Origin of the sequence: Desulfosalsimonas sp. (assembly GCF_046483245.1) — a bacterium.
Taxonomy (GTDB): Bacteria; Desulfobacterota; Desulfobacteria; order Desulfobacterales; family Desulfosalsimonadaceae; genus Desulfosalsimonas.
The window spans coordinates 1-16,938 of the sequence record NZ_JAWODO010000004.1; the positions used below are offsets into that span (position 1 = coordinate 1).

Annotated in this window: 17 protein-coding genes; 8 read left to right on the forward strand and 9 right to left on the reverse strand. The window is 55.9% G+C overall.

Annotated elements, in window-relative coordinates; translation table 11 throughout:
- Nucleotides 1-43: 43 nt before the first annotated feature.
- Complete coding sequence (locus R6U41_RS00460) at nucleotides 44-967, forward strand: dihydroorotate dehydrogenase (protein WP_410267904.1); 924 nt, start codon at nucleotides 44-46, stop codon at nucleotides 965-967.
- Between the two features lie 32 nt (nucleotides 968-999).
- Here the strand turns inward: R6U41_RS00460 and R6U41_RS00465 are convergent, their stop codons facing one another.
- From R6U41_RS00465 to R6U41_RS00495, 7 genes are all read right to left on the reverse strand, one after another.
- On the reverse strand, nucleotides 1,000-2,538 hold the full coding sequence (locus R6U41_RS00465) for a 2-isopropylmalate synthase (RefSeq protein ID WP_410267872.1): 1,539 nt from the start codon (nucleotides 2,536-2,538) through the stop codon (nucleotides 1,000-1,002).
- Complete coding sequence (gene cimA / locus R6U41_RS00470) at nucleotides 2,535-4,154, reverse strand: citramalate synthase (RefSeq protein WP_410267873.1); 1,620 nt, start codon at nucleotides 4,152-4,154, stop codon at nucleotides 2,535-2,537. Before cimA ends, R6U41_RS00465 begins: the two co-directional genes overlap by 4 nt.
- 27 nt (nucleotides 4,155-4,181) lie before the next feature.
- Nucleotides 4,182-5,234, reverse strand: a complete 1,053-nt coding sequence (gene ilvC, locus R6U41_RS00475; protein ID WP_410267874.1) for a ketol-acid reductoisomerase — start codon at nucleotides 5,232-5,234, stop codon at nucleotides 4,182-4,184.
- A 93-nt stretch (nucleotides 5,235-5,327) separates the two neighbouring features.
- Nucleotides 5,328-5,816 carry an acetolactate synthase small subunit gene (ilvN, locus tag R6U41_RS00480; protein ID WP_410267905.1) on the reverse strand — a complete coding sequence of 163 codons (489 nt, stop codon included), beginning with the start codon at nucleotides 5,814-5,816 and terminating at the stop codon, nucleotides 5,328-5,330.
- 51 nt (nucleotides 5,817-5,867) lie between these two features.
- Entirely contained in the window at nucleotides 5,868-7,556 is a 1,689-nt protein-coding gene (gene ilvB / locus R6U41_RS00485; protein WP_410267875.1) for a biosynthetic-type acetolactate synthase large subunit, read from the reverse strand.
- 81 nt (nucleotides 7,557-7,637) lie between these two features.
- Entirely contained in the window at nucleotides 7,638-9,308 is a 1,671-nt protein-coding gene (gene ilvD / locus R6U41_RS00490; RefSeq protein ID WP_410267876.1) for a dihydroxy-acid dehydratase, read from the reverse strand.
- Nucleotides 9,309-9,678: 370 nt separating this feature from the next.
- The gene (locus R6U41_RS00495; protein ID WP_410267877.1) at nucleotides 9,679-10,395 is read right to left on the reverse strand and encodes an alpha/beta hydrolase family protein; all 717 of its coding nucleotides are present in this window, start codon (nucleotides 10,393-10,395) and stop codon (nucleotides 9,679-9,681) included.
- Between the two features lie 229 nt (nucleotides 10,396-10,624).
- Here R6U41_RS00495 and R6U41_RS00500 point away from each other — a divergent pair, with 229 nt between their 5' ends.
- The 5 genes from R6U41_RS00500 (at nucleotide 10,625) to R6U41_RS00520 (ending at nucleotide 14,170) form a co-directional block, all read left to right on the forward strand.
- A complete protein-coding gene (locus R6U41_RS00500) occupies nucleotides 10,625-10,921 on the forward strand; it encodes a hypothetical protein (RefSeq protein WP_410267878.1) in 297 nt (98 codons plus the stop codon).
- Between the two features lie 87 nt (nucleotides 10,922-11,008).
- Nucleotides 11,009-11,233: a hypothetical protein gene (locus R6U41_RS00505; protein WP_410267879.1), complete on the forward strand. Its 225-nt coding sequence runs from the start codon at nucleotides 11,009-11,011 to the stop codon at nucleotides 11,231-11,233.
- A gap of 46 nt (nucleotides 11,234-11,279) precedes the next feature.
- Nucleotides 11,280-12,668: a 23S rRNA (uracil(1939)-C(5))-methyltransferase RlmD gene (gene rlmD, locus R6U41_RS00510; protein ID WP_410267880.1), complete on the forward strand. Its 1,389-nt coding sequence runs from the start codon at nucleotides 11,280-11,282 to the stop codon at nucleotides 12,666-12,668.
- A gap of 58 nt (nucleotides 12,669-12,726) precedes the next feature.
- Entirely contained in the window at nucleotides 12,727-13,122 is a 396-nt protein-coding gene (tsaA, locus tag R6U41_RS00515) for a tRNA (N6-threonylcarbamoyladenosine(37)-N6)-methyltransferase TrmO (protein WP_410267881.1), read from the forward strand.
- Between the two features lie 133 nt (nucleotides 13,123-13,255).
- Nucleotides 13,256-14,170 carry a universal stress protein gene (locus tag R6U41_RS00520; RefSeq protein WP_410267882.1) on the forward strand — a complete coding sequence of 305 codons (915 nt, stop codon included), beginning with the start codon at nucleotides 13,256-13,258 and terminating at the stop codon, nucleotides 14,168-14,170.
- A gap of 20 nt (nucleotides 14,171-14,190) precedes the next feature.
- Here R6U41_RS00520 and R6U41_RS00525 read toward each other — a convergent pair whose 3' ends face one another.
- Both R6U41_RS00525 and R6U41_RS00530 read right to left on the reverse strand, forming a co-directional pair.
- Nucleotides 14,191-14,934: an ATP-binding protein gene (locus tag R6U41_RS00525; protein WP_410267883.1), complete on the reverse strand. Its 744-nt coding sequence runs from the start codon at nucleotides 14,932-14,934 to the stop codon at nucleotides 14,191-14,193.
- 44 nt (nucleotides 14,935-14,978) lie between these two features.
- On the reverse strand, nucleotides 14,979-15,707 hold the full coding sequence (locus tag R6U41_RS00530; protein WP_410267884.1) for an HD domain-containing protein: 729 nt from the start codon (nucleotides 15,705-15,707) through the stop codon (nucleotides 14,979-14,981).
- A gap of 240 nt (nucleotides 15,708-15,947) precedes the next feature.
- On the opposite strand from R6U41_RS00530, the gene R6U41_RS00535 reads away from it, so the two are divergent.
- Both R6U41_RS00535 and R6U41_RS00540 read left to right on the forward strand, forming a co-directional pair.
- Nucleotides 15,948-16,196, forward strand: coding sequence for a hypothetical protein (locus tag R6U41_RS00535; RefSeq protein WP_410267885.1), 249 nt, complete (start codon nucleotides 15,948-15,950; stop codon nucleotides 16,194-16,196).
- 144 nt (nucleotides 16,197-16,340) lie between these two features.
- Nucleotides 16,341-16,898, forward strand: a complete 558-nt coding sequence (locus R6U41_RS00540) for a metal-dependent transcriptional regulator (RefSeq protein ID WP_410267886.1) — start codon at nucleotides 16,341-16,343, stop codon at nucleotides 16,896-16,898.
- Nucleotides 16,899-16,938: the final 40 nt, after the last annotated feature.

A 16,938-nucleotide genomic window follows, 5' to 3' on the forward strand; every position in this document is an offset into this window, starting at 1 on the left:
GGAGTCTTTTATCCCCATTGTCTGTCAAAACGGAAAAGGTGTCATGACCCAAAACCCGGACCTGGCCGTGGATATCGGCGGCATTTGTCTGAAAAATCCCGTGATGACCGCATCCGGCACTTTCGGCTACGGCCTGGAGTTCTCGGATCTGGTGGACCTCAATGCCCTGGGGGCCATCGTGGTCAAGGGCCTCTCTCTGCAGCCGGCCGCAGGCAACCCCCCGCCGCGGATCGTGGAAACCGCCTGCGGCATGTTAAACGCCATCGGCCTGGAAAACATCGGCGTTCAGGCTTTTTTAAATGACCGGCTGCCTAAGCTGGCCGCCTATGACACCCCGGTGATTGTCAACACCTACGCCAAAACCGTGGAGGCGTATGCAGAGCTGGCCGCGCGCATGGACCCGGTAGAACAGATCGCGGGCATGGAAATCAATATTTCGTGTCCCAATGTCAAGGCTGGCGGCGTGGCCTTTGGGGTGGATCCGGACGCTGCGGCCACGGTGGTGACCGCAGTTCGCAAAAAAACCGGAAAGCCGGTGATCGTTAAGCTTTCGCCCAATGTCTCAGATATTGTCTGCATTGCAAAAAAGGTGGAATCCTGCGGTGCTGACGCTGTATCGCTGATCAACACCATCACCGGCATGGCCGTGGATATTCATACCCGCCGTCCCAAGCTGGGCAATATCACCGGCGGACTGTCCGGCCCGGCCATCAAGCCCGTAGCCCTGCGCATGGTCTGGCAGGTGGCAGGGGCTGTAAAGATTCCTGTCATCGGCATTGGTGGCATCATGTGCGCCCAAGATGTCCTTGAATTCATGATCGCCGGGGCCACGGCCGTGCAGGTGGGCACGGCCAATTTTGTCAACCCCTCCGTGACCACCGAAATCATCGACGGCCTTGTTGCGTACATGGAGCAAAACCGCATCAGCCGGATTGCCGATCTGGTCAAAACCATAGAAGTTGATTAATCAAACTGCCGCAGCCGGGGTGCGGAAATGCTTTAAAGCGCCTCGGATGTGCGCGCCGGGTTTTCCTTGAGATATTCCAGCCGGTTTAATCCGTTGATATAGGCGTATGCACTGGCGGTGATAATATCCGGGTCCGCGCCCCGGCCCAGGGCAATGATTTCATCTTCCTTGAGCCGTACTGTCACTTCTCCCTGGGCGTCCGTGCCCCCTGTCAGGGCGTTGACAGAAAAGCGCAGAAGCGAGGATTGGGTTTGGGTCAGCTCGGATATGGCGTTAAACGTCGCGTCAATGGGGCCGTTTCCGCTGCCGGTGCAAAAGGCTTCTGCGCCGTTGATCAGCATTTTAACGGTGGCCGTGGGCAGCACGGTGGTGCCGGCGGTGACATGCAGATACTGCAGGGAATAAATGTCTGCCGTGCGCAAAACCCCTTCATTGACCAGGGCCTCGAGATCCTCGTCAAGCACCACCTTTTTCTTGTCCGCCAGCTCCTTGAATTTCTTGAACACCAGCTTGATCTCTTCTTCGGAAAGATCATAGCCGATGTTTTTCAAATGTTTGTGCAGGGCGTGCTTGCCCGAGTGCTTGCCCATGACCAGCTTGCTGGTGGTCAGGCCGATGGTCTCGGGCTTCATGATCTCGTAGGTCATGGGATTGGCCAGGACCCCGTGCTGATGAATGCCGGCTTCATGGGCAAAGGCGTTGGCCCCCACAATGGCCTTGTTGGGCTGCACCGGCATACCCGTGATCATGCTCACCAGCCGGCTGATCCGGTAGATGCGCGTGGTTTCAATGGCTGTTGTCACCGGCAGGTAGGTGGGCCGGGTGTTTAACGTCATGACCAGCTCTTCCAAGGACGTGTTGCCGGCCCGCTCGCCAATGCCGTTGATGGTGACCTCTGCCTGCCGGGCGCCGTTTTCAATGGCCGCCAGTGTGTTGGCCACAGCCAGGCCCAGGTCGTTGTGGCAGTGCACGCTTAAAATCACTTTGTCAATGCCCGGTGTGTTTTTGCGCACGTAAGCCACAAGCTCGCCGAACTCGTGGGGCACGGCATAGCCCACGGTATCGGGCAGGTTGATCACCTTTGCCCCGGCATTGATCACGGCTTCAAAGACCTGGCACAGAAAATCCGGATCACTTCTGGAGCCGTCTTCCGCGGAAAATTCCACGTTACCGGTAAACGAGCACGCGTATTTGACCGCATCCACCGCGCTTTTGAGCACCTCGTCGCGGGACATGTTCAGTTTGTACTGCATGTGAATATCCGAGGTGGCCAGAAACGTGTGGATGCGGGGTTTGGCTGCATGGCCCACCGCCTTCCAGGCCCGGTCAATGTCGTGCACCGAGGCCCGGGCCAGGGCAACAACTTCCGAGTTGCTCACCTTCCGGGCCACTTCGGCCACCGCCTCGAAATCGCCCTCTGAAGCTGCGGGAAACCCGGCCTCTATGGCATCCACCCCCAGTTTTTCCAGCTGGGTGGCCAGGCGCACCTTTTCGGCGGTGTTCATGCTCGCCCCGGGCGACTGTTCCCCGTCGCGCAGGGTGGTGTCGAATATGTATACCTTTTCCTTCATTTGCCTTGCTCCTGCGGGCTCTGGTTGTTGCCGTTGGTGATCCGCGCCAGTTTGTACTGGAAGCTGTCTGCCAGGGCCTGCCAGCTTGCCTCGATAATGTCTTCGGAAACCCCGATGGTGCTCCAGATGGCCTCTTCGTCCCGGGATTCGATCAGCACCCGGACCTTGGCGCCGGTGCCGTCTCTGCCGTCCAACACCCGGACCTTGAAATCCACGAGATGGACCGGGTCGAGCACATTGCGGTAGACGTTGTTTAATGCCTTGCGCAGGGAATTGTCCAGGGCGCTGACCGGGCCGTGGCCTTCTGCGGCGGTGATTTCCTCGATGCCTTCCACGTTGATTTTGATCATGGCATGGGACCGGCACGGACGGTCTTTTTCCTTTTCCACGGTCACCCGGAAGGATTCGAGCTCAAAGCACGGCTGAAACTGGTCCGTGAGCTTTTCCATGAGGATGCGCAGGGACCCGTCTGCCACGTCGTACTGGTAGCCCTCCTGCTCCAGTCGCTTGACCGTGTTGACGATCTCTGCATAGTCATAGCCGTTTTCATCCACCGGAAATCCCAGCTCCCGGGCTTTGTAGCGGATATTGCCCTTGCCGGCCATGTCCGAGATCAGTACCCGGCGGCGGTTGCCCACAAGTTCCGGGGTGATGTGTTCATAGGACCGGGGTTCTTTCATGATGGCGTCCACGTGCAGCCCGCCCTTGTGGGTAAAAGCGCTTTTACCCACAAAGGGACGGCTGTTGACGGGCGTCATGTTGGCGGTTTCACTCACATACAGCGACACTTTCTGAAGCTTTGCCAGGTTTTCCTCGGAAATGCAGGCATAGCCCATTTTCAACTGAAGAATCGGGATAATCGAAGTCAGATCCGCGTTACCGCAACGCTCCCCGTAGCCGTTGATGGTGCCCTGAACGATTGTAGCCCCGGCGCGAATCGCGGTAATGGAGTTGGCCACGGCAAGGCTTGAATCGTTGTGGGTGTGAATCCCGATATGAATGGGCCGGTCTGAGCTGTTGTCGATCACTTCCTTGATGATCCCGGTGATCTCCTCGATTTCATGGGGCAGGGCCCCACCATTGGTGTCGCACAGGCAGATCGTATCCGCCCCCCCGGCCACGGCCGCCCTTATGGTGCGGGCGGAGTACTCCGGGTTTTCCTTGTACCCGTCAAAAAAATGTTCGGCATCGTAGTGCACTTCCAGGCCGTTTTTTTTCAGGTAGGCCACGGAGTTTTCAATCATCTCCAGGTTGGCTTCCAGGGGGATGCCCAGGATCTTTGTGACATGCAGGTCCCAGGTTTTACCCACAATAGTGCCTACTGGTGCGCCGCTTTCAAGGACCACATTGAGCTGCCGGTCGTCTTCGGGCGTGCTGCCGTGCTTGTGCGTGGCGCAAAATGCCGCTATCCTGGCATGCTGAAACGTCTCTTGGGCTGCCAGCCGGAAAAAATCAAAGTCCTTGGCAGAGGCCCCGGGCCACCCGCCCTCGATGTAATGGATGCCCATGTCATCGAGTTTGCGCGCGACCTTGAGCTTGTCCTGGGCCGTGAAACTGATTTTTTCTCCCTGGGTGCCGTCTCTCAGGGTGGTGTCATAAAGCCGTATGGATTTCATGGAAACCTTCTTTTGTTTCTGTATGGATTATTTTCCCCGGCGGTCCGGCCGCAGGGAGCGGACAGCCGCCCCGGCCTTCCACATCTCGGAATTTTTGATAACGTCGAGTTCCCGGGTCAGTTTTTCCCGGTAATCCGGTGTGCTGTTGGCTTCCAGGACCCGCTGGGTTTCCTTGCCGGATGCAACACTTTGATACAGGTTTTCAAACACCGGGGCCACGGCATCCCGGAACTTGGGGGCCCAGTCCAGGGCGCCGCGCTGGGCCGTGGTGCTGCAGTTGGAAAACATCCAGTCCATGCCGTTTTGATCCACAAGCCGAATCAGGCTCTGGGTGAGTTCCTCCACGGTTTCGTTAAATGCTTCGCTGGGGCTGTGACCGTGGCTGCGCAGGGTGTTGTACTGGGCTTCCATGACACCGGCCAAACATCCCATGAGCACGCCGCGCTCGCCGGTGAGATCGCTGAACACCTCTTTTTCAAACGTAGTGGGAAACAGATATCCCGAGCCGATGGCAATGCCGATGGCCAGTGCCCGCTGCCTGGCGCGGCCGGTGTAATCCTGGTGGATGGCAAAACTGGAGTTGATGCCTTGGCCTTCCAGAAAGTTGTTGCGCACGCTGGTGCCCGAGCCCTTGGGGGCCACGAGGATCACATCCACGTTTTCCGGCGGGATAACTTCTGTCTGGTCCTTGTAGACAATGGAAAACCCGTGGGAGAAATACAGGGCGTCGCCTTCATTGAGGCATTGTTTGATTTTGGGCCATGTGGCCACCTGGCCGGCATCAGACATCAGCTCCATGATGATGGTGCCGCGCTTTGCCGCCTCTTCCAGGGGGAAAAGGGTTTCTCCGGGAACAAATCCGTCGGAGACGGCTTTTTGCCAGTACTCGTCGCCCTCGAGTTGGCCCACGATCACCGAGAGCCCGTTGTCCTTAAGGTTCAGCGCCTGGGCCGGGCCCTGCACGCCGTATCCGAGCACCACAATGGTCTCGTCTTTCAAAACCTCACGCGCCTGTTCCATGGTAAATTCATCAGAGGTGATGACCTCTTCTTCCACTCCGCCAAAATCCAGTTTCGTCATGTCCTGGTCCTCCATGTTATTGGGTTTTCAAAAAAATTCGGTTTCTTTTTTTAACCGCAGCCTCAATCGGACAACGGCCGGATTTCAAATGCCTTATCTGCTTTCCCGGGGCAGGGCCACGCACCCGGTGCGGGCGATTTCCCGGATGCCAAAGGGCTTTAGCAGATTGAGCACGGCTTCGATCTTTTCGGCATCGCCTTCGATTTTCAGGGTAAAATGTTCCATGCCCACGTCCACCACCTGACCCCGGAAGATATCGGTGATGCGCAGGATCTCGGCCCGGTGATCGGCCCGGGCATTGACCTTTACCAGGGCCATCTCCCGCTGTACATACTGGGTGCCGGTCAGGTCAATGACCTTGAGCACGTTGATCAGCTTGTTTAGCTGTTTTTGAATCTGCTCGATGATCATGGGGCTGCCCTTGGTCACCATGGTGATCCGCGAAATTCCGGGATCTACGGTTTCGGCAACGCTCAGGCTTTCAATATTGTATCCTCGGCCGGAAAACAGCCCGGTGATCCGCGAGAGCACGCCCGGCTCATTGTCCACGAGAATGGAGAGTAAATGCTTTTTTTTGTTCATCATCAAATCCTTTTTTCAACCGGTTCTTACGGATGTCCTATCGGGTTGGCCTTAAACCAGAAGCATCTTCTTGATGGGCGCCCCTGCGGGCACCATGGGATAGACGCTTTCCTCCGGCTCAACGACAAAATCCATCACCACCGGCTTGTTGCATTCCAGTCCCTGACGCAGAACCGATGCCACTTCATCGGGGGTTTTCGCCCGCAGCCCCACGGCGCCGTAGGCCTCGGCAAGTTTGACAAAATCCGGGGCATGGACAAATTGGGTGGATGAATAGCGCCGTTTGTAGAACAGTTCCTGCCATTGGCGCACCATGCCCAGAAAGCCGTTGTTTAAGATCACCACCTTCACCGGAAGGTTATACTGCACGGCCGTGGCCAGCTCTTGGATGTTCATCTGGATGGAGCCGTCTCCGGCAATGTCGACAACGGTCGTGCCCGGTGCGCCCGCCTGGGCGCCGATGGCCGCGGGCAGGCCGAATCCCATGGCGCCCAGCCCCCCGGAGGTGATAAAATGCCCGGGTTCTTTGACGTGGTAATACTGGGCCGCCCACATCTGGTTCTGGCCCACTTCGGTGGAAATGATCGCGTCGCCGCCCGTGAGGTCATAAAGAGTTTCGATCACGTACTGGGGCTTGATCACTTCTGTCTGCTGATAAGCCAGGGGTGTGGTTTGCTTCCATTCATCAATCTGTGACAGCCAGGGCTTGCGGGTTTCTTCCAGCCCTTCCCATTGTTTTTTGTCCACAAGCGTGTTGATCTCCGCCAGGGAGATTTTGCAGTCGCCCACCACAGGCACGTGAACCGGTACGTTTTTCTGGATGGAGGTGGGATCGATGTCGATCTGCACGATTTTGGCATTCGGGGCAAACTCGTCGACCTTGCCCGTGACCCGGTCGTCAAAGCGCACCCCCACGGATATCAGCAGGTCGCATTCAGAAACCGCCATGTTGGCCCGAAACGTGCCGTGCATGCCCAGCATCCCTAGCCATAAGGGGTCTGTTCCCGGAAATCCGCCCAGTCCCATGAGCGTGCTGGTCACCGGGATCTGTAGCTTGCGCGCCAGTTCGGTCAGCTCCAGATGTCCCTGGCACAGGCTGACACCCCCGCCGGAGAAAATCACCGGCTTTTGCGCTTTGGCAATGAGATCCACCACCTTGTTAAGCTGTTTGATATTGGGCTTGTAGGTGGGGTTGTAGCTTTTGAGCTTCACCTCTCCGGGCACATTGAACTGGGTGGTGGCATTGATCACATCCTTGGGCAGATCCACCAGCACCGGACCGGGTCTGCCGGAGCGGGCGATGTGAAAGGCCTCCTTGATGGTGCGCGCAAGGTTGCGCACATCCTTGACCAGGTAATTGTGCTTGGTACAGGGCCGGGTGATACCCACAATATCGACTTCCTGGAAGGCGTCGTTTCCGATCAGGGCAGTGGGCACCTGGCCGGTAAATATTACCATGGGAATGGAATCCATATATGCCGAGGCAATGCCGGTGACCGTATTGGTGGCCCCGGGACCGGAGGTCACCAGGCAGACGCCCACCTTGCCGGTAGCGCGGGCATAGCCGTCTGCGGCATGGGCGGCGCCCTGTTCGTGGCGAACCAGCACATGGTTGATGCTTTTTTCCTCCATCAGGGCGTCATAAATATCAATCACCGCTCCGCCCGGATAGCCGAAAACGGTGTCCACTCCTTCTTCCTGAAGCATTTTCAGCAGTATCTCAGCACCTTTGAGCTTCATTGTCTGTCCTCGTCATTTTTTGGGGGTCATTTTTGGGGTAATGTTTTTGCGGTTTAAGAAAAATGGCATCAACTCCGGGGCCTACCCTTTTAATACCGCTCCCTTGTCCGCTGAGGTGACCTGTTTTGCATACCTGGCCATGTAGCCTTTGGTGATCTTCGGCGCCGGGGCCTGCCAGGCGGAAAAACGTTTCTGCAGCTCCTTTTCATCGACTTTCAAGGCAATGCTTTTACCGGCAATGTCGATGGCGATTATATCGCCTTCTTTTACCACGGCAATGGGGCCTTTCTGCATGGCTTCGGGCGAGACATGACCGATGGCCGCCCCGCGCGTTCCTCCGGAAAACCGGCCGTCGGTGATCAGGGCAACGTCGGCATCCAGGCCCATGCCGGCAATGGCCGAGGTGGGTGTGAGCATTTCGCGCATGCCGGGGCCGCCCATGGGGCCTTCATAACGGATGACCACCACGTCTCCCTTGTTGATTTGGCCGTCCATGATGGCTTCAGTGGCGTCCTCCTCGGAATCAAACACCCGGGCAGGGCCTTCGTGCTGCATCATCTTGTCCACCACCGCGGACTGCTTGACCACGCATCCGCTGGGGGCCAGGTTGCCGAAAAGTACGGCCAGCCCGCCCACCCTGTGATGGGCCCGGTCAACGGGGCGGATGACCTCATCGTCGATAACACGGGCGGCGGCCAGGTTGTCCTTGATGCTTTTTCCCGTGACCGTCAGACACGAGGTGTCAATCAGGCCCGCTTCGGCCAGGGTTTTCATGACCCCGCCGATGCCACCGGCGTTTTGCAGGTCCTCGATGTGATGGGCCCCGCCCGGGCTCAGGGAGCACAAATGCGGGATCCGGTTGCTGATGTCGTTGATCCGGTTTAAATCCAGGGCCATGCCGGCTTCGTGGGCCAGGGCCGCAATATGGAGCACCGTGTTTGTGGAACACCCCAGGGCCATGTCCACGCACAGGGCGTTTTCAAATGCGTCGTGGGTCAGGATCCGGCTCGGCACGATCCCCTGTTCGTGCAGGGCCACAATCTGGATGCCGGCCTGCTTGGCCAGCCGGATTCGGGCCGACATTACCGCGGGTATGGTGCCGTTTCCAGCCAGCCCCAGGCCGATGGCCTCTGTGAGGCAATTCATGGAATTGGCCGTAAACATCCCCGAGCATGATCCACAGGTGGGGCAGGCCGCATCTTCAATGCCGCAAAGTTCCTGCTCGGACATCACCCCGCGCCGGACCTTGCCCACGGATTCAAACACCGAGATCAAATCAACCTTTTCGCTCGGGTTTTGCGGGTTGCGGCCGGCCAGCATGGGACCGCCGGAAATGAAAATGGCCGGAATATCCAGGCGCGCGGCCGCCATGAGCATTCCGGGCACGATCTTGTCGCAGTTGGGAATCAGCACCAGGGCGTCAAATGCATGGGCTGTGGCCATGATCTCGATGGAATCAGCGATCAGCTCCCGGCTGCCCAGGGAATATTTCATGCCTTCATGGCCCATGGCAATGCCGTCGCATACGCCGATGGTGCCGAATTCCACAGGCGTGCCCCCGGCCATGTAGATGCCGGCTTTGACCGCCTCGCTGATCTGGTTTAAGTGCGTGTGGCCCGGCACCACGGTGTTGACCGAGTTGGCAATGCCGATCAGCGGCCTGCGGATTTCATCATCGGTGTAGCCCGCGGCCTTGAGCAATGCCCGGTGGGGCGCTCTTCCGATACCCTGCTTGGCGATGTCGCTTTTCATGATTTGTCTCCCCCTGAAACAAAAAAACCGTTATCAGCTTTTCGGGGCTGATAACGGTTTATGTAAGAATTTATGCTGCTTAAAAATTTTTACGAGCCATTATCAACCCCGTTTCCCGTCCAGTAGGCTTACGCCCAGTACGGGTACGATAATCAGAATAAGGCTGAAAATGACCGGCCGGATATTCATTTTGACAATCCGTTTTTTAATTCAACTGATTTTCAGTTCAACAGGCTTTTTTCGGTTCCTGCAGATGATGCAGAGAAAAATCACAACAAAAATCAATCACTGGATTCAAGATTTCCTATCAGCCGCACATGGGCCTTGTCAACACTTTATTTTGATATTTTTCCTGCGTTTTTTTTCATGGTCAACTTGTTTTGGAACCAAGGTACCGGCCGAACCATTCCAGGGTGTTTCCCATAAACGTCTTCTGGTGTTCCGGCTGGCTCAACGGGTGATCGCCGCCGGGTAGGCAAAGGAGTTTTTTGGGTTTTGCCGCGGCATGGTGGATGTCCACGGCGTTTTCATAAGGTACCACCGGGTCGGCATCCCCGTGGCAGACCAGCAAATGATGGACATTGACAAGGTCTTGTGTGAGGTCATAGGTCAACTGCTCCCTGCGGATTTTGGCAAGGTCCGGATCTGTCTGGTAATCTTCGGGGATGTGAATGGCGGAAAACCCGATGGGTGCGGCCAGGGTGACCACGGCGTCAAAATCTGTTTTCCCGGCGGCATGCAGCACCACGGCCCCGCCCAGGCTGCTGCCGAAAAGCCCCGCAGAGCGGCCCAGGTCCGGGCGCTGGTGCAGCATATCCATGGCAGCGGCCAGGTCCCGGCACCGGCCTTCAAAGGTGGTTACTTCCGCAAACACCCCATCGCTTCTGCCGCATCCCCGGTGATCAAACCGGAAATAGGCGATTCCCATCCGGTTGCATTGCCGGGCCAGGTCCTGCTGTTTGGGGGAATCGCCGTTGGATAGCATGCCGTGCACCCCGATGACAAAAGGTGGTTTCGGGGCTTGCGGCAGGTGCAGGGTGCCGTGCAGCCGTAGACCGTCTGCCTCAAAAAACAGGGTTTCCTGCATATGGGCTCCTTTTTGATGCAAGGTGATTCAAAATGTCATGCAACAGTCTTGATGGCGCCGTAAAAAGTCCAATATCTGCGTTACGCGCGATTCCTCAGAATTTCACGTACGGATAAGTACGCTGCATTCTTCGGCAATCGCGCAAGCCTTGATCTTGAACTTTTTACGGCGCCATCTGAACACTTACTTTTTACGAAACCATCAGTCTTGAGCGGAAGATTTTCAATATATGTATCGTTTTCGATATTGCAACGCAATTGGATTTGGTGGCTTGCAACGATTTTCGCATTTCGGCGTCCGGGGCGGGTTTGTTGGGCTGCGGATCGCTTTCGGCGATTCGCGTGCGCCTTTGGCTGGAAATTCAAAAACTCGGGCTGTCGCCCTCAGACAGTTTGAAATTCCGGGCGCCAAAGCCGCCCGCGAATCTTTTGCCGAAACCGCTCCAATGCAGCCCAACAAACCCGCCCCGGACGCCGCAATGTGCGGGGTGTTCTGCAAAGTCCAGGGTGTAACGGGTTTTTTTTGAATATGTGAACAGCCTACCACGGAGGCCCGGGGGGCAGGGGCTGGTTTTTGAAGCGACATTGAGTGTTTTTGCGGGAAAATTCCGCCAATGCCGGAGCAAGAAAATTTCAAACTGTTTGAGGGCGCTTGCGCCCGAGTTTTTGAAATTTTCAGCGAAGGCATTGGCGGAATCCGCAAAAACGATCAGGAGCGAAAAAACCTGCCCCTGCCCACGGGCCTCCTGTCCATAAACTTTCCAAAAGCCTTTTCCGAGGGCAACGCAGATATTGACTTTTGTGTTTTGCCATCGGCTTTGTTTGACAGACCGTCATGATCCGGATTATGAAGCAAGAGAAAACATAAAAGGTATTGGATGGATTATGACGGTTAAGAAAAAACAGGAAATTGAGCTTGATGTCACGGGCATTGCCTTTGGCGGCCGGGGCATTGCCAAGATAGACGGGTATACGGTTTTTGTGGACCAGTCCGTGCCAGGAGACCGGGTGCTGGCCCGGATCGTGAAAAAGAAAAAATCCTATGCAGAAGCCCGCACCCTGCAGATAATCGAGCCGTCGGCTGACAGAATCGAGCCGCCCTGCCGGTATGCCGGGTGGTGCGGGGGCTGCAAGTGGCAGTTTCTGCATTACGGGCGCCAGCTGGAATACAAGCGCCGGCATGTCAGAGAGGCCATCGAGCACATCGGGCAGATCTCCGGCGTGCCGGTACATCCGGTGCTTCCGGCAGACAAGATGTTCGGATACCGCAACAAAATGGAGTTTTCCTGCTCTGATCGGCGATGGCTGCTTCCCGAGGAACTGGGCCGGCCGGATATCCCGAAGGATTTTGCCCTGGGCCTGCACGTGCCGGGCACGTTTGACAAAATCCTGGATATTGACGCCTGCCTGCTGCAGCCGGAAAAGGGAAACCGGATCTTAAATGACGTGCGCGACCGGATCCGGGCCTCAGGTCTGGCCCCTTACGGTCTGCGAACCCACGAAGGGTTCTGGCGGTTTGTGATGCTGCGCCATTCCGTGGCTGAAGACCGCTGGCTGGTCAACCTGGTCACGGCAGCCGAGGACCGCGGGGCGCTGGATGCTGTTGCCGGTTATCTCATGGAGGCCCACGACGATATCGCCGGGGTGGTCAACAATGTGACGGCCAAAAAAGCTGCTGTGGCCGCAGGCGAGTATGAACTGCCCATTTCCGGCCGGGCCTTTGTCCAGGAGCAGCTTGGGGGTTTTGTCTTTGAGGTTTCGGCCAATTCCTTTTTCCAGACCAACACCGCACAGGCCAAAAAACTCTATGAAACCGTACTGCGGTACGCGCAGTTAAGCGGGGCTGAATCCGTGGTGGATCTTTATACCGGAACCGGTACAATTCCGATCTGGCTCTCAGCTGATGCCGGTCAGGTCACCGGCCTGGAAATCGTTGAACCGGCCGTGGCGGATGCCAGAAAAAACTGCGAAAAAAATCAGATCACCAATTGCAGATTCGTGGCCGGCGACATCCGCCAATCCATTGCAGAGATTGCCCATGTGCCGGATGTGATGATCATTGATCCGCCCAGGGCGGGCATGCACAAGGATGTGGTAAAATCCGTACTGGATATGGCCCCGGAAAAAATCGTGTATGTCTCCTGCAATCCGGCCACTCTGGCCCGGGATCTGTCGTTGATGGCCGAAACCTATCATGTGGCTGAAATTCAGGCGGTGGACATGTTTCCCCACACGTTTCACATCGAGGCCGTGGCCCGGCTGGTGCGCAAATAAGCGCAGCCATCCATGGGAAAAACCAAAAGGAAAATCCAGAAAGCATACGAGGTGGCAGATGAAAATCGAGATAACGCCGATTGGCACATTTTACACGGATGAAACCGATATACCGCGGCACTGGACCGTTTCCAAGGCAAAGGGCAGAATCGAGATCAACCCGGAGTTTCAAAAGGGCCTGCAGGACGTGGCTGTTGGCGAGCAGATCGTTGTATTGTTTGGCTTTCACAAAAGCCCGGACTTTACCCCGGATCTGCTGGTGCAGAAGCCACCGCACAGGGATCGGCCCTTTGGGGTGTTTTCCATCTGCTCTCCCCGGCGGCCCAATCCCATCGGCTTATCTGTGCTGCGCGTGACACATATCCGGGAAAACATCCTGGAGGTGGAAAACATCGACATGCTTGATCAGACTCCGATTCTGGATATCAAGCCGCATATCACGGGGGAAAAATAGCCGGCCCGGCAAATTTGCCGGCAGTTGCTTGCGGGTGCGGATACGGGTTGCCGGGTACAGCCGGAAGTGTTACTGTTAAATTAAGCCTGAAAATCCATATCTTTTTTACCTCCAACCCCAGGGAGGGCCGGCCATGAAGACAAAGATCCATCGCATCCTTTGTGCCACGGATTTCTCAGATGTTTCCCGGATGGTGGTTCCCTACGGCATTGAGCTGGCAGCGGAATTAAACGCGGAACTCTATGTGGCCCACGTCATTGATCTGCCCACAATATCGGTGTACGGAGAGGCGGTTTTCGATCCCATCACCCAGCAGCAGCGGTTTATGGAGTTTGCCCGCCGGGAGATTGAAAACCAGCTAAACCAGGCTCCCGTGGAAGCAACGCCGCTGATCACCATCGGGCATGCCACAGAGGAGATCGCCTCCATGGCCGCGGATTATGATGTTGATCTGGTCATTGCCGCCACCCACGGCCGCTCCGGGATCAAGCGGCTGTTTCTCGGCTCTGTAACCGCCCGTCTCATGCGCATGCTGAGCTGCCCCATCCTGGTGCTGCGCACCATCGAGGAACTGGAAAAGCCCCACCGTCAGACCATTCCGTTCAAACGCATCCTGGTGGGCTGCGATTTTTCCGAGGACTCAAATGCGGCCGTGGAATGCAGCATCAATATTGCCCAGGAGTTTGCCTCGGCACTGCACCTTGTTCACGTGGTGGAGCCCACGCAATACAAGGAGCATTTAACGTTTCCGGCCCAGGCCGGTGAGCCGCTACCTGCAGATCTCCATGAGGCCATCAAGCAGAAGCTTTCAGCCATGGTGCCGGCCGATGCTGAGAACTGGTGCGAGCAAATCAAAACCAGCGTTCTGGTGGGAAAACCCTATGCCGAACTGGTGCGGTATGCGGATCTTTATGACATGGACATGATCGCCCTGGGCGTGCGCGGTCACGGCATGGTGGAACATCTTTTGGTGGGCTCCACCACCGACCGGGTGGTTCGCCGGGCGCCGTGTCCGGTCCTGTCGGTGAATCCGGCGGTACGGCAGTAGCCGCACCGCCGGTTAACGGATTATGCCGCGGTTTCCTTCAGGATTTTTCCTTTTGTGCTGATCACGATTTGCTTGTGGGGCACCTGCGCGCCTGCGTCCGCCATGCCCTTTTTGACCACCTGGGGTAGGCCGCTGCAGCACGGCACTTCCATGGTTACGGTGGTCACCGACCGGATGCCGGCCTGTTTGAACACCTCTGCGAATTTTTCCGCATAGCCGTCAATGTCGTCAAACTTGGGGCATCCCATCATCACTGCTTTTCCCTGGAGCAGCTGCCTGTGCAGATCCGGGTATGCCACAGCCACGCAGTCGGCCAGCACCAGCAGGTCAGCGCCTTTTAAAAATTTTGCATTTGCGGGCACCAGGCGGATCTGCACCGGCCAGTGATCAAGGGCGGAATCCGGGCTTTGATCTCCTTGAGCGCCCTGGGCGGTATTTTCAAAAATTCGTACCTGCTGGGACGGGCATCCGCAGGCCATTTCCGGCTGGGTTTCGTTTGTTTCAGACCGGGATTGCTGAAGATTTTCCAGGTGTTTTTCCACGGCTTCTTCGTCGAATTCCTCGGCTTCGCGCTCCACGATTTTCAGCGCGCCGGTGGGGCATTCACCCATGCAGGCCCCAAGGCCGTCGCACAGGTTGTCGGAAATGACCTTGGCCTTGCCGTCGATGATTGCAATGGCGCCTTCGGCACAGGCAACAACACACTGGCCGCAGCCGTCGCAGAGATCCTCGTCGATTTCTATAATTTTTCGCAGGGTTTTCATTATTTACTCCGATGAATAGGCTTTGATGGTTTGGTAATTTGAATTTATTGTAAAAAAATCTCTTTTGCCCGCTTTTGGCCGGATTCTGTAAAAAACTGCCGGCTGATCACCTTCTCAATATGGGCTTTGTCCGGTTCTTTGTTTTTTGCCGAATCCTCCAGGTTGGCGATCAGGTCCGCATCATACAGGATCTTGAAGTTCAAGGTCTCGTTTTCCCGTGGATGGTGGTGGTGGCCGATGATTTCGCAGACCTCGTCGATCATGGCATCTGCCGCGCCCACATCCTCCATGATCTGCCTGGCAACCCGAGGGCCTTCTTCCTCCTGATAGCGGGCAGCGCTGCTGCCGTGCTTTTTTTCCGCTTCTGGAATGCCGATATCATGCAGGTATGCGGCTGCCAGAATCACCGCCATGTCCCCGCCCTCCTGGCCGGCGATGGCTTCGGCATGCCGGGCCACCCGGGTGGCATGTCCGATGCGCTTGAAATCCTGCTTGAAATATTTTTTCATTTCCACGGCAATCCGGTCCTTCATCAGCTCCTGGCGCTGGGCCAGTAGTTCCGGGGGCAACTCGCCGAGGCACTGGTCTGCGAACTTGCAATAGGCCGCGCACCCGAAGTCCATGTTCGGATTAACAAACCGGTGGCCGCAGTGACCGCATTTGCGCATGGTATCATCCTTGAAAAACTCCACCGGCTTTTTGCATTCCGGGCACTCGGTTTCAAAAATGGCGCCCGGTTTCCAATATCTGCTGTCCTGTCCTGGGCATTTCATTTAAGGTTCCTCCTTTTTACCGGCCCTGGATTCATATGCAGGGCCTGGTTCGGTTCTGATCTCAAATTAAGCATCCATTGGGATCGCGTAAATTGTTTGTCTCCTTTATATGGCATTTGTTTCGGGCCTGCATTGACTTAAGTCAAGCTTCCGGTTTGACAGTCTCCTGGAGTGGAAATAGTTTTATAGGGAAACCATTGCGAATGCATTTTAACCCACCAGACCCAAAGGAGAGGCTATATGGCTGACAAGGAAGCGCTTTGCGAAAAAATTAAAGAGATTTACCCGGATATCGGCGAATGCGGCATTGATGTAACAGTGGATTATGACCAGGAAAACAAGGCCTGGGTCGTGGATTTGAAAAAGGACCGGCACGAGCTCAAAACCTTTCTCGAACCCGAGGACGCAGAGACCTGCATGCTCGGCAAACAGTGCATCGGCCTGGGCATCCAGATCGCCCAGCTAAAGGACAACATCATGAAAACATAGCGATCTGCAATAAACCAGCCGGGCTGGATACACAAATCCAGCCCGGTAAAAAAAATCGGTAAAAAAATCTTGACAGATTTTTCAAGACAGATTATTAAGTTTTCAATAAAAGTTAGGTAAGTAAAATTTAATGAGAGCTTTCAAATGAACGAGCCCCAAAAACCGGATACAAAGGATAAGCCTTTGACGCCGGTGATGGAAGATTATCTGGAAGCCATTTTCGATTTGGGCGCCGAGAAAAAAGTGGTCCGGGTCAAAGATATTGCCAGTCGGCTGGACGTAAAGATGCCCACTGTTACCAGTATGCTCAAAACATTGAGCAAACGGGGCCTGGTTCATTATGAAAAGTATGAATATGTTGAACTGACCTCCAACGGCCTGGCTGTGGGAAAGGAAATGCGGCGCCGGCATGGGATTTTATATCAGTTTTTAACCGATATTTTGCAGGTTGAGCCGCAGATGGCCGACGAGGAAGCCTGCAAGATGGAACATGCGCTCAGCACTGCGACGCTTGAAAGTTTTACGGATTTTATGGCCTTTATTCAGCAGTGTCCCCGGGCAGGGGAAAACTGGCTTCAGCATTTTGAAGAATACCGGCTTTGCGGCTATCAGCCGGAAAAATGCCGGGCCAGAAGCAGTGACTTTGCCTGTGAACTAAAAAGCCGGGTCGGTTCTGTGAAAGACGCACCACCGGAAAAATAAGCCGGCCAAGCTGATATCCGCTGCATTTTCTGGCATGGGC

Excerpts from the sequence above, each read along its gene's own strand:
- cimA (WP_410267873.1), bottom strand. The coding sequence starts at position 4,154 with ATGAAATCCATACGGCTTTATGACACCACCCTGAGAGACGGCACCCAG.
- R6U41_RS00520 (WP_410267882.1), top strand. The coding sequence starts at position 13,256 with ATGAAGACAAAGATCCATCGCATCCTTTGTGCCACGGATTTCTCAGAT.
- rlmD (WP_410267880.1), top strand. The coding sequence starts at position 11,280 with ATGACGGTTAAGAAAAAACAGGAAATTGAGCTTGATGTCACGGGCATT.
- R6U41_RS00530 (WP_410267884.1), bottom strand. The coding sequence starts at position 15,707 with ATGAAATGCCCAGGACAGGACAGCAGATATTGGAAACCGGGCGCCATT.
- tsaA (WP_410267881.1), top strand. The coding sequence starts at position 12,727 with ATGAAAATCGAGATAACGCCGATTGGCACATTTTACACGGATGAAACC.
- R6U41_RS00460 (WP_410267904.1), top strand. The coding sequence starts at position 44 with ATGACCCAAAACCCGGACCTGGCCGTGGATATCGGCGGCATTTGTCTG.
- R6U41_RS00465 (WP_410267872.1), bottom strand. The coding sequence starts at position 2,538 with ATGAAGGAAAAGGTATACATATTCGACACCACCCTGCGCGACGGGGAA.
- ilvB (WP_410267875.1), bottom strand. The coding sequence starts at position 7,556 with ATGAAGCTCAAAGGTGCTGAGATACTGCTGAAAATGCTTCAGGAAGAA.
- R6U41_RS00505 (WP_410267879.1), top strand. The coding sequence starts at position 11,009 with ATGCCGGAGCAAGAAAATTTCAAACTGTTTGAGGGCGCTTGCGCCCGA.
- R6U41_RS00540 (WP_410267886.1), top strand. The coding sequence starts at position 16,341 with ATGAACGAGCCCCAAAAACCGGATACAAAGGATAAGCCTTTGACGCCG.
- R6U41_RS00500 (WP_410267878.1), top strand. The coding sequence starts at position 10,625 with ATGTATCGTTTTCGATATTGCAACGCAATTGGATTTGGTGGCTTGCAA.
- R6U41_RS00535 (WP_410267885.1), top strand. The coding sequence starts at position 15,948 with ATGGCTGACAAGGAAGCGCTTTGCGAAAAAATTAAAGAGATTTACCCG.
- ilvC (WP_410267874.1), bottom strand. The coding sequence starts at position 5,234 with ATGACGAAACTGGATTTTGGCGGAGTGGAAGAAGAGGTCATCACCTCT.
- R6U41_RS00525 (WP_410267883.1), bottom strand. The coding sequence starts at position 14,934 with ATGAAAACCCTGCGAAAAATTATAGAAATCGACGAGGATCTCTGCGAC.
- ilvD (WP_410267876.1), bottom strand. The coding sequence starts at position 9,308 with ATGAAAAGCGACATCGCCAAGCAGGGTATCGGAAGAGCGCCCCACCGG.
- ilvN (WP_410267905.1), bottom strand. The coding sequence starts at position 5,816 with ATGAACAAAAAAAAGCATTTACTCTCCATTCTCGTGGACAATGAGCCG.
- R6U41_RS00495 (WP_410267877.1), bottom strand. The coding sequence starts at position 10,395 with ATGCAGGAAACCCTGTTTTTTGAGGCAGACGGTCTACGGCTGCACGGC.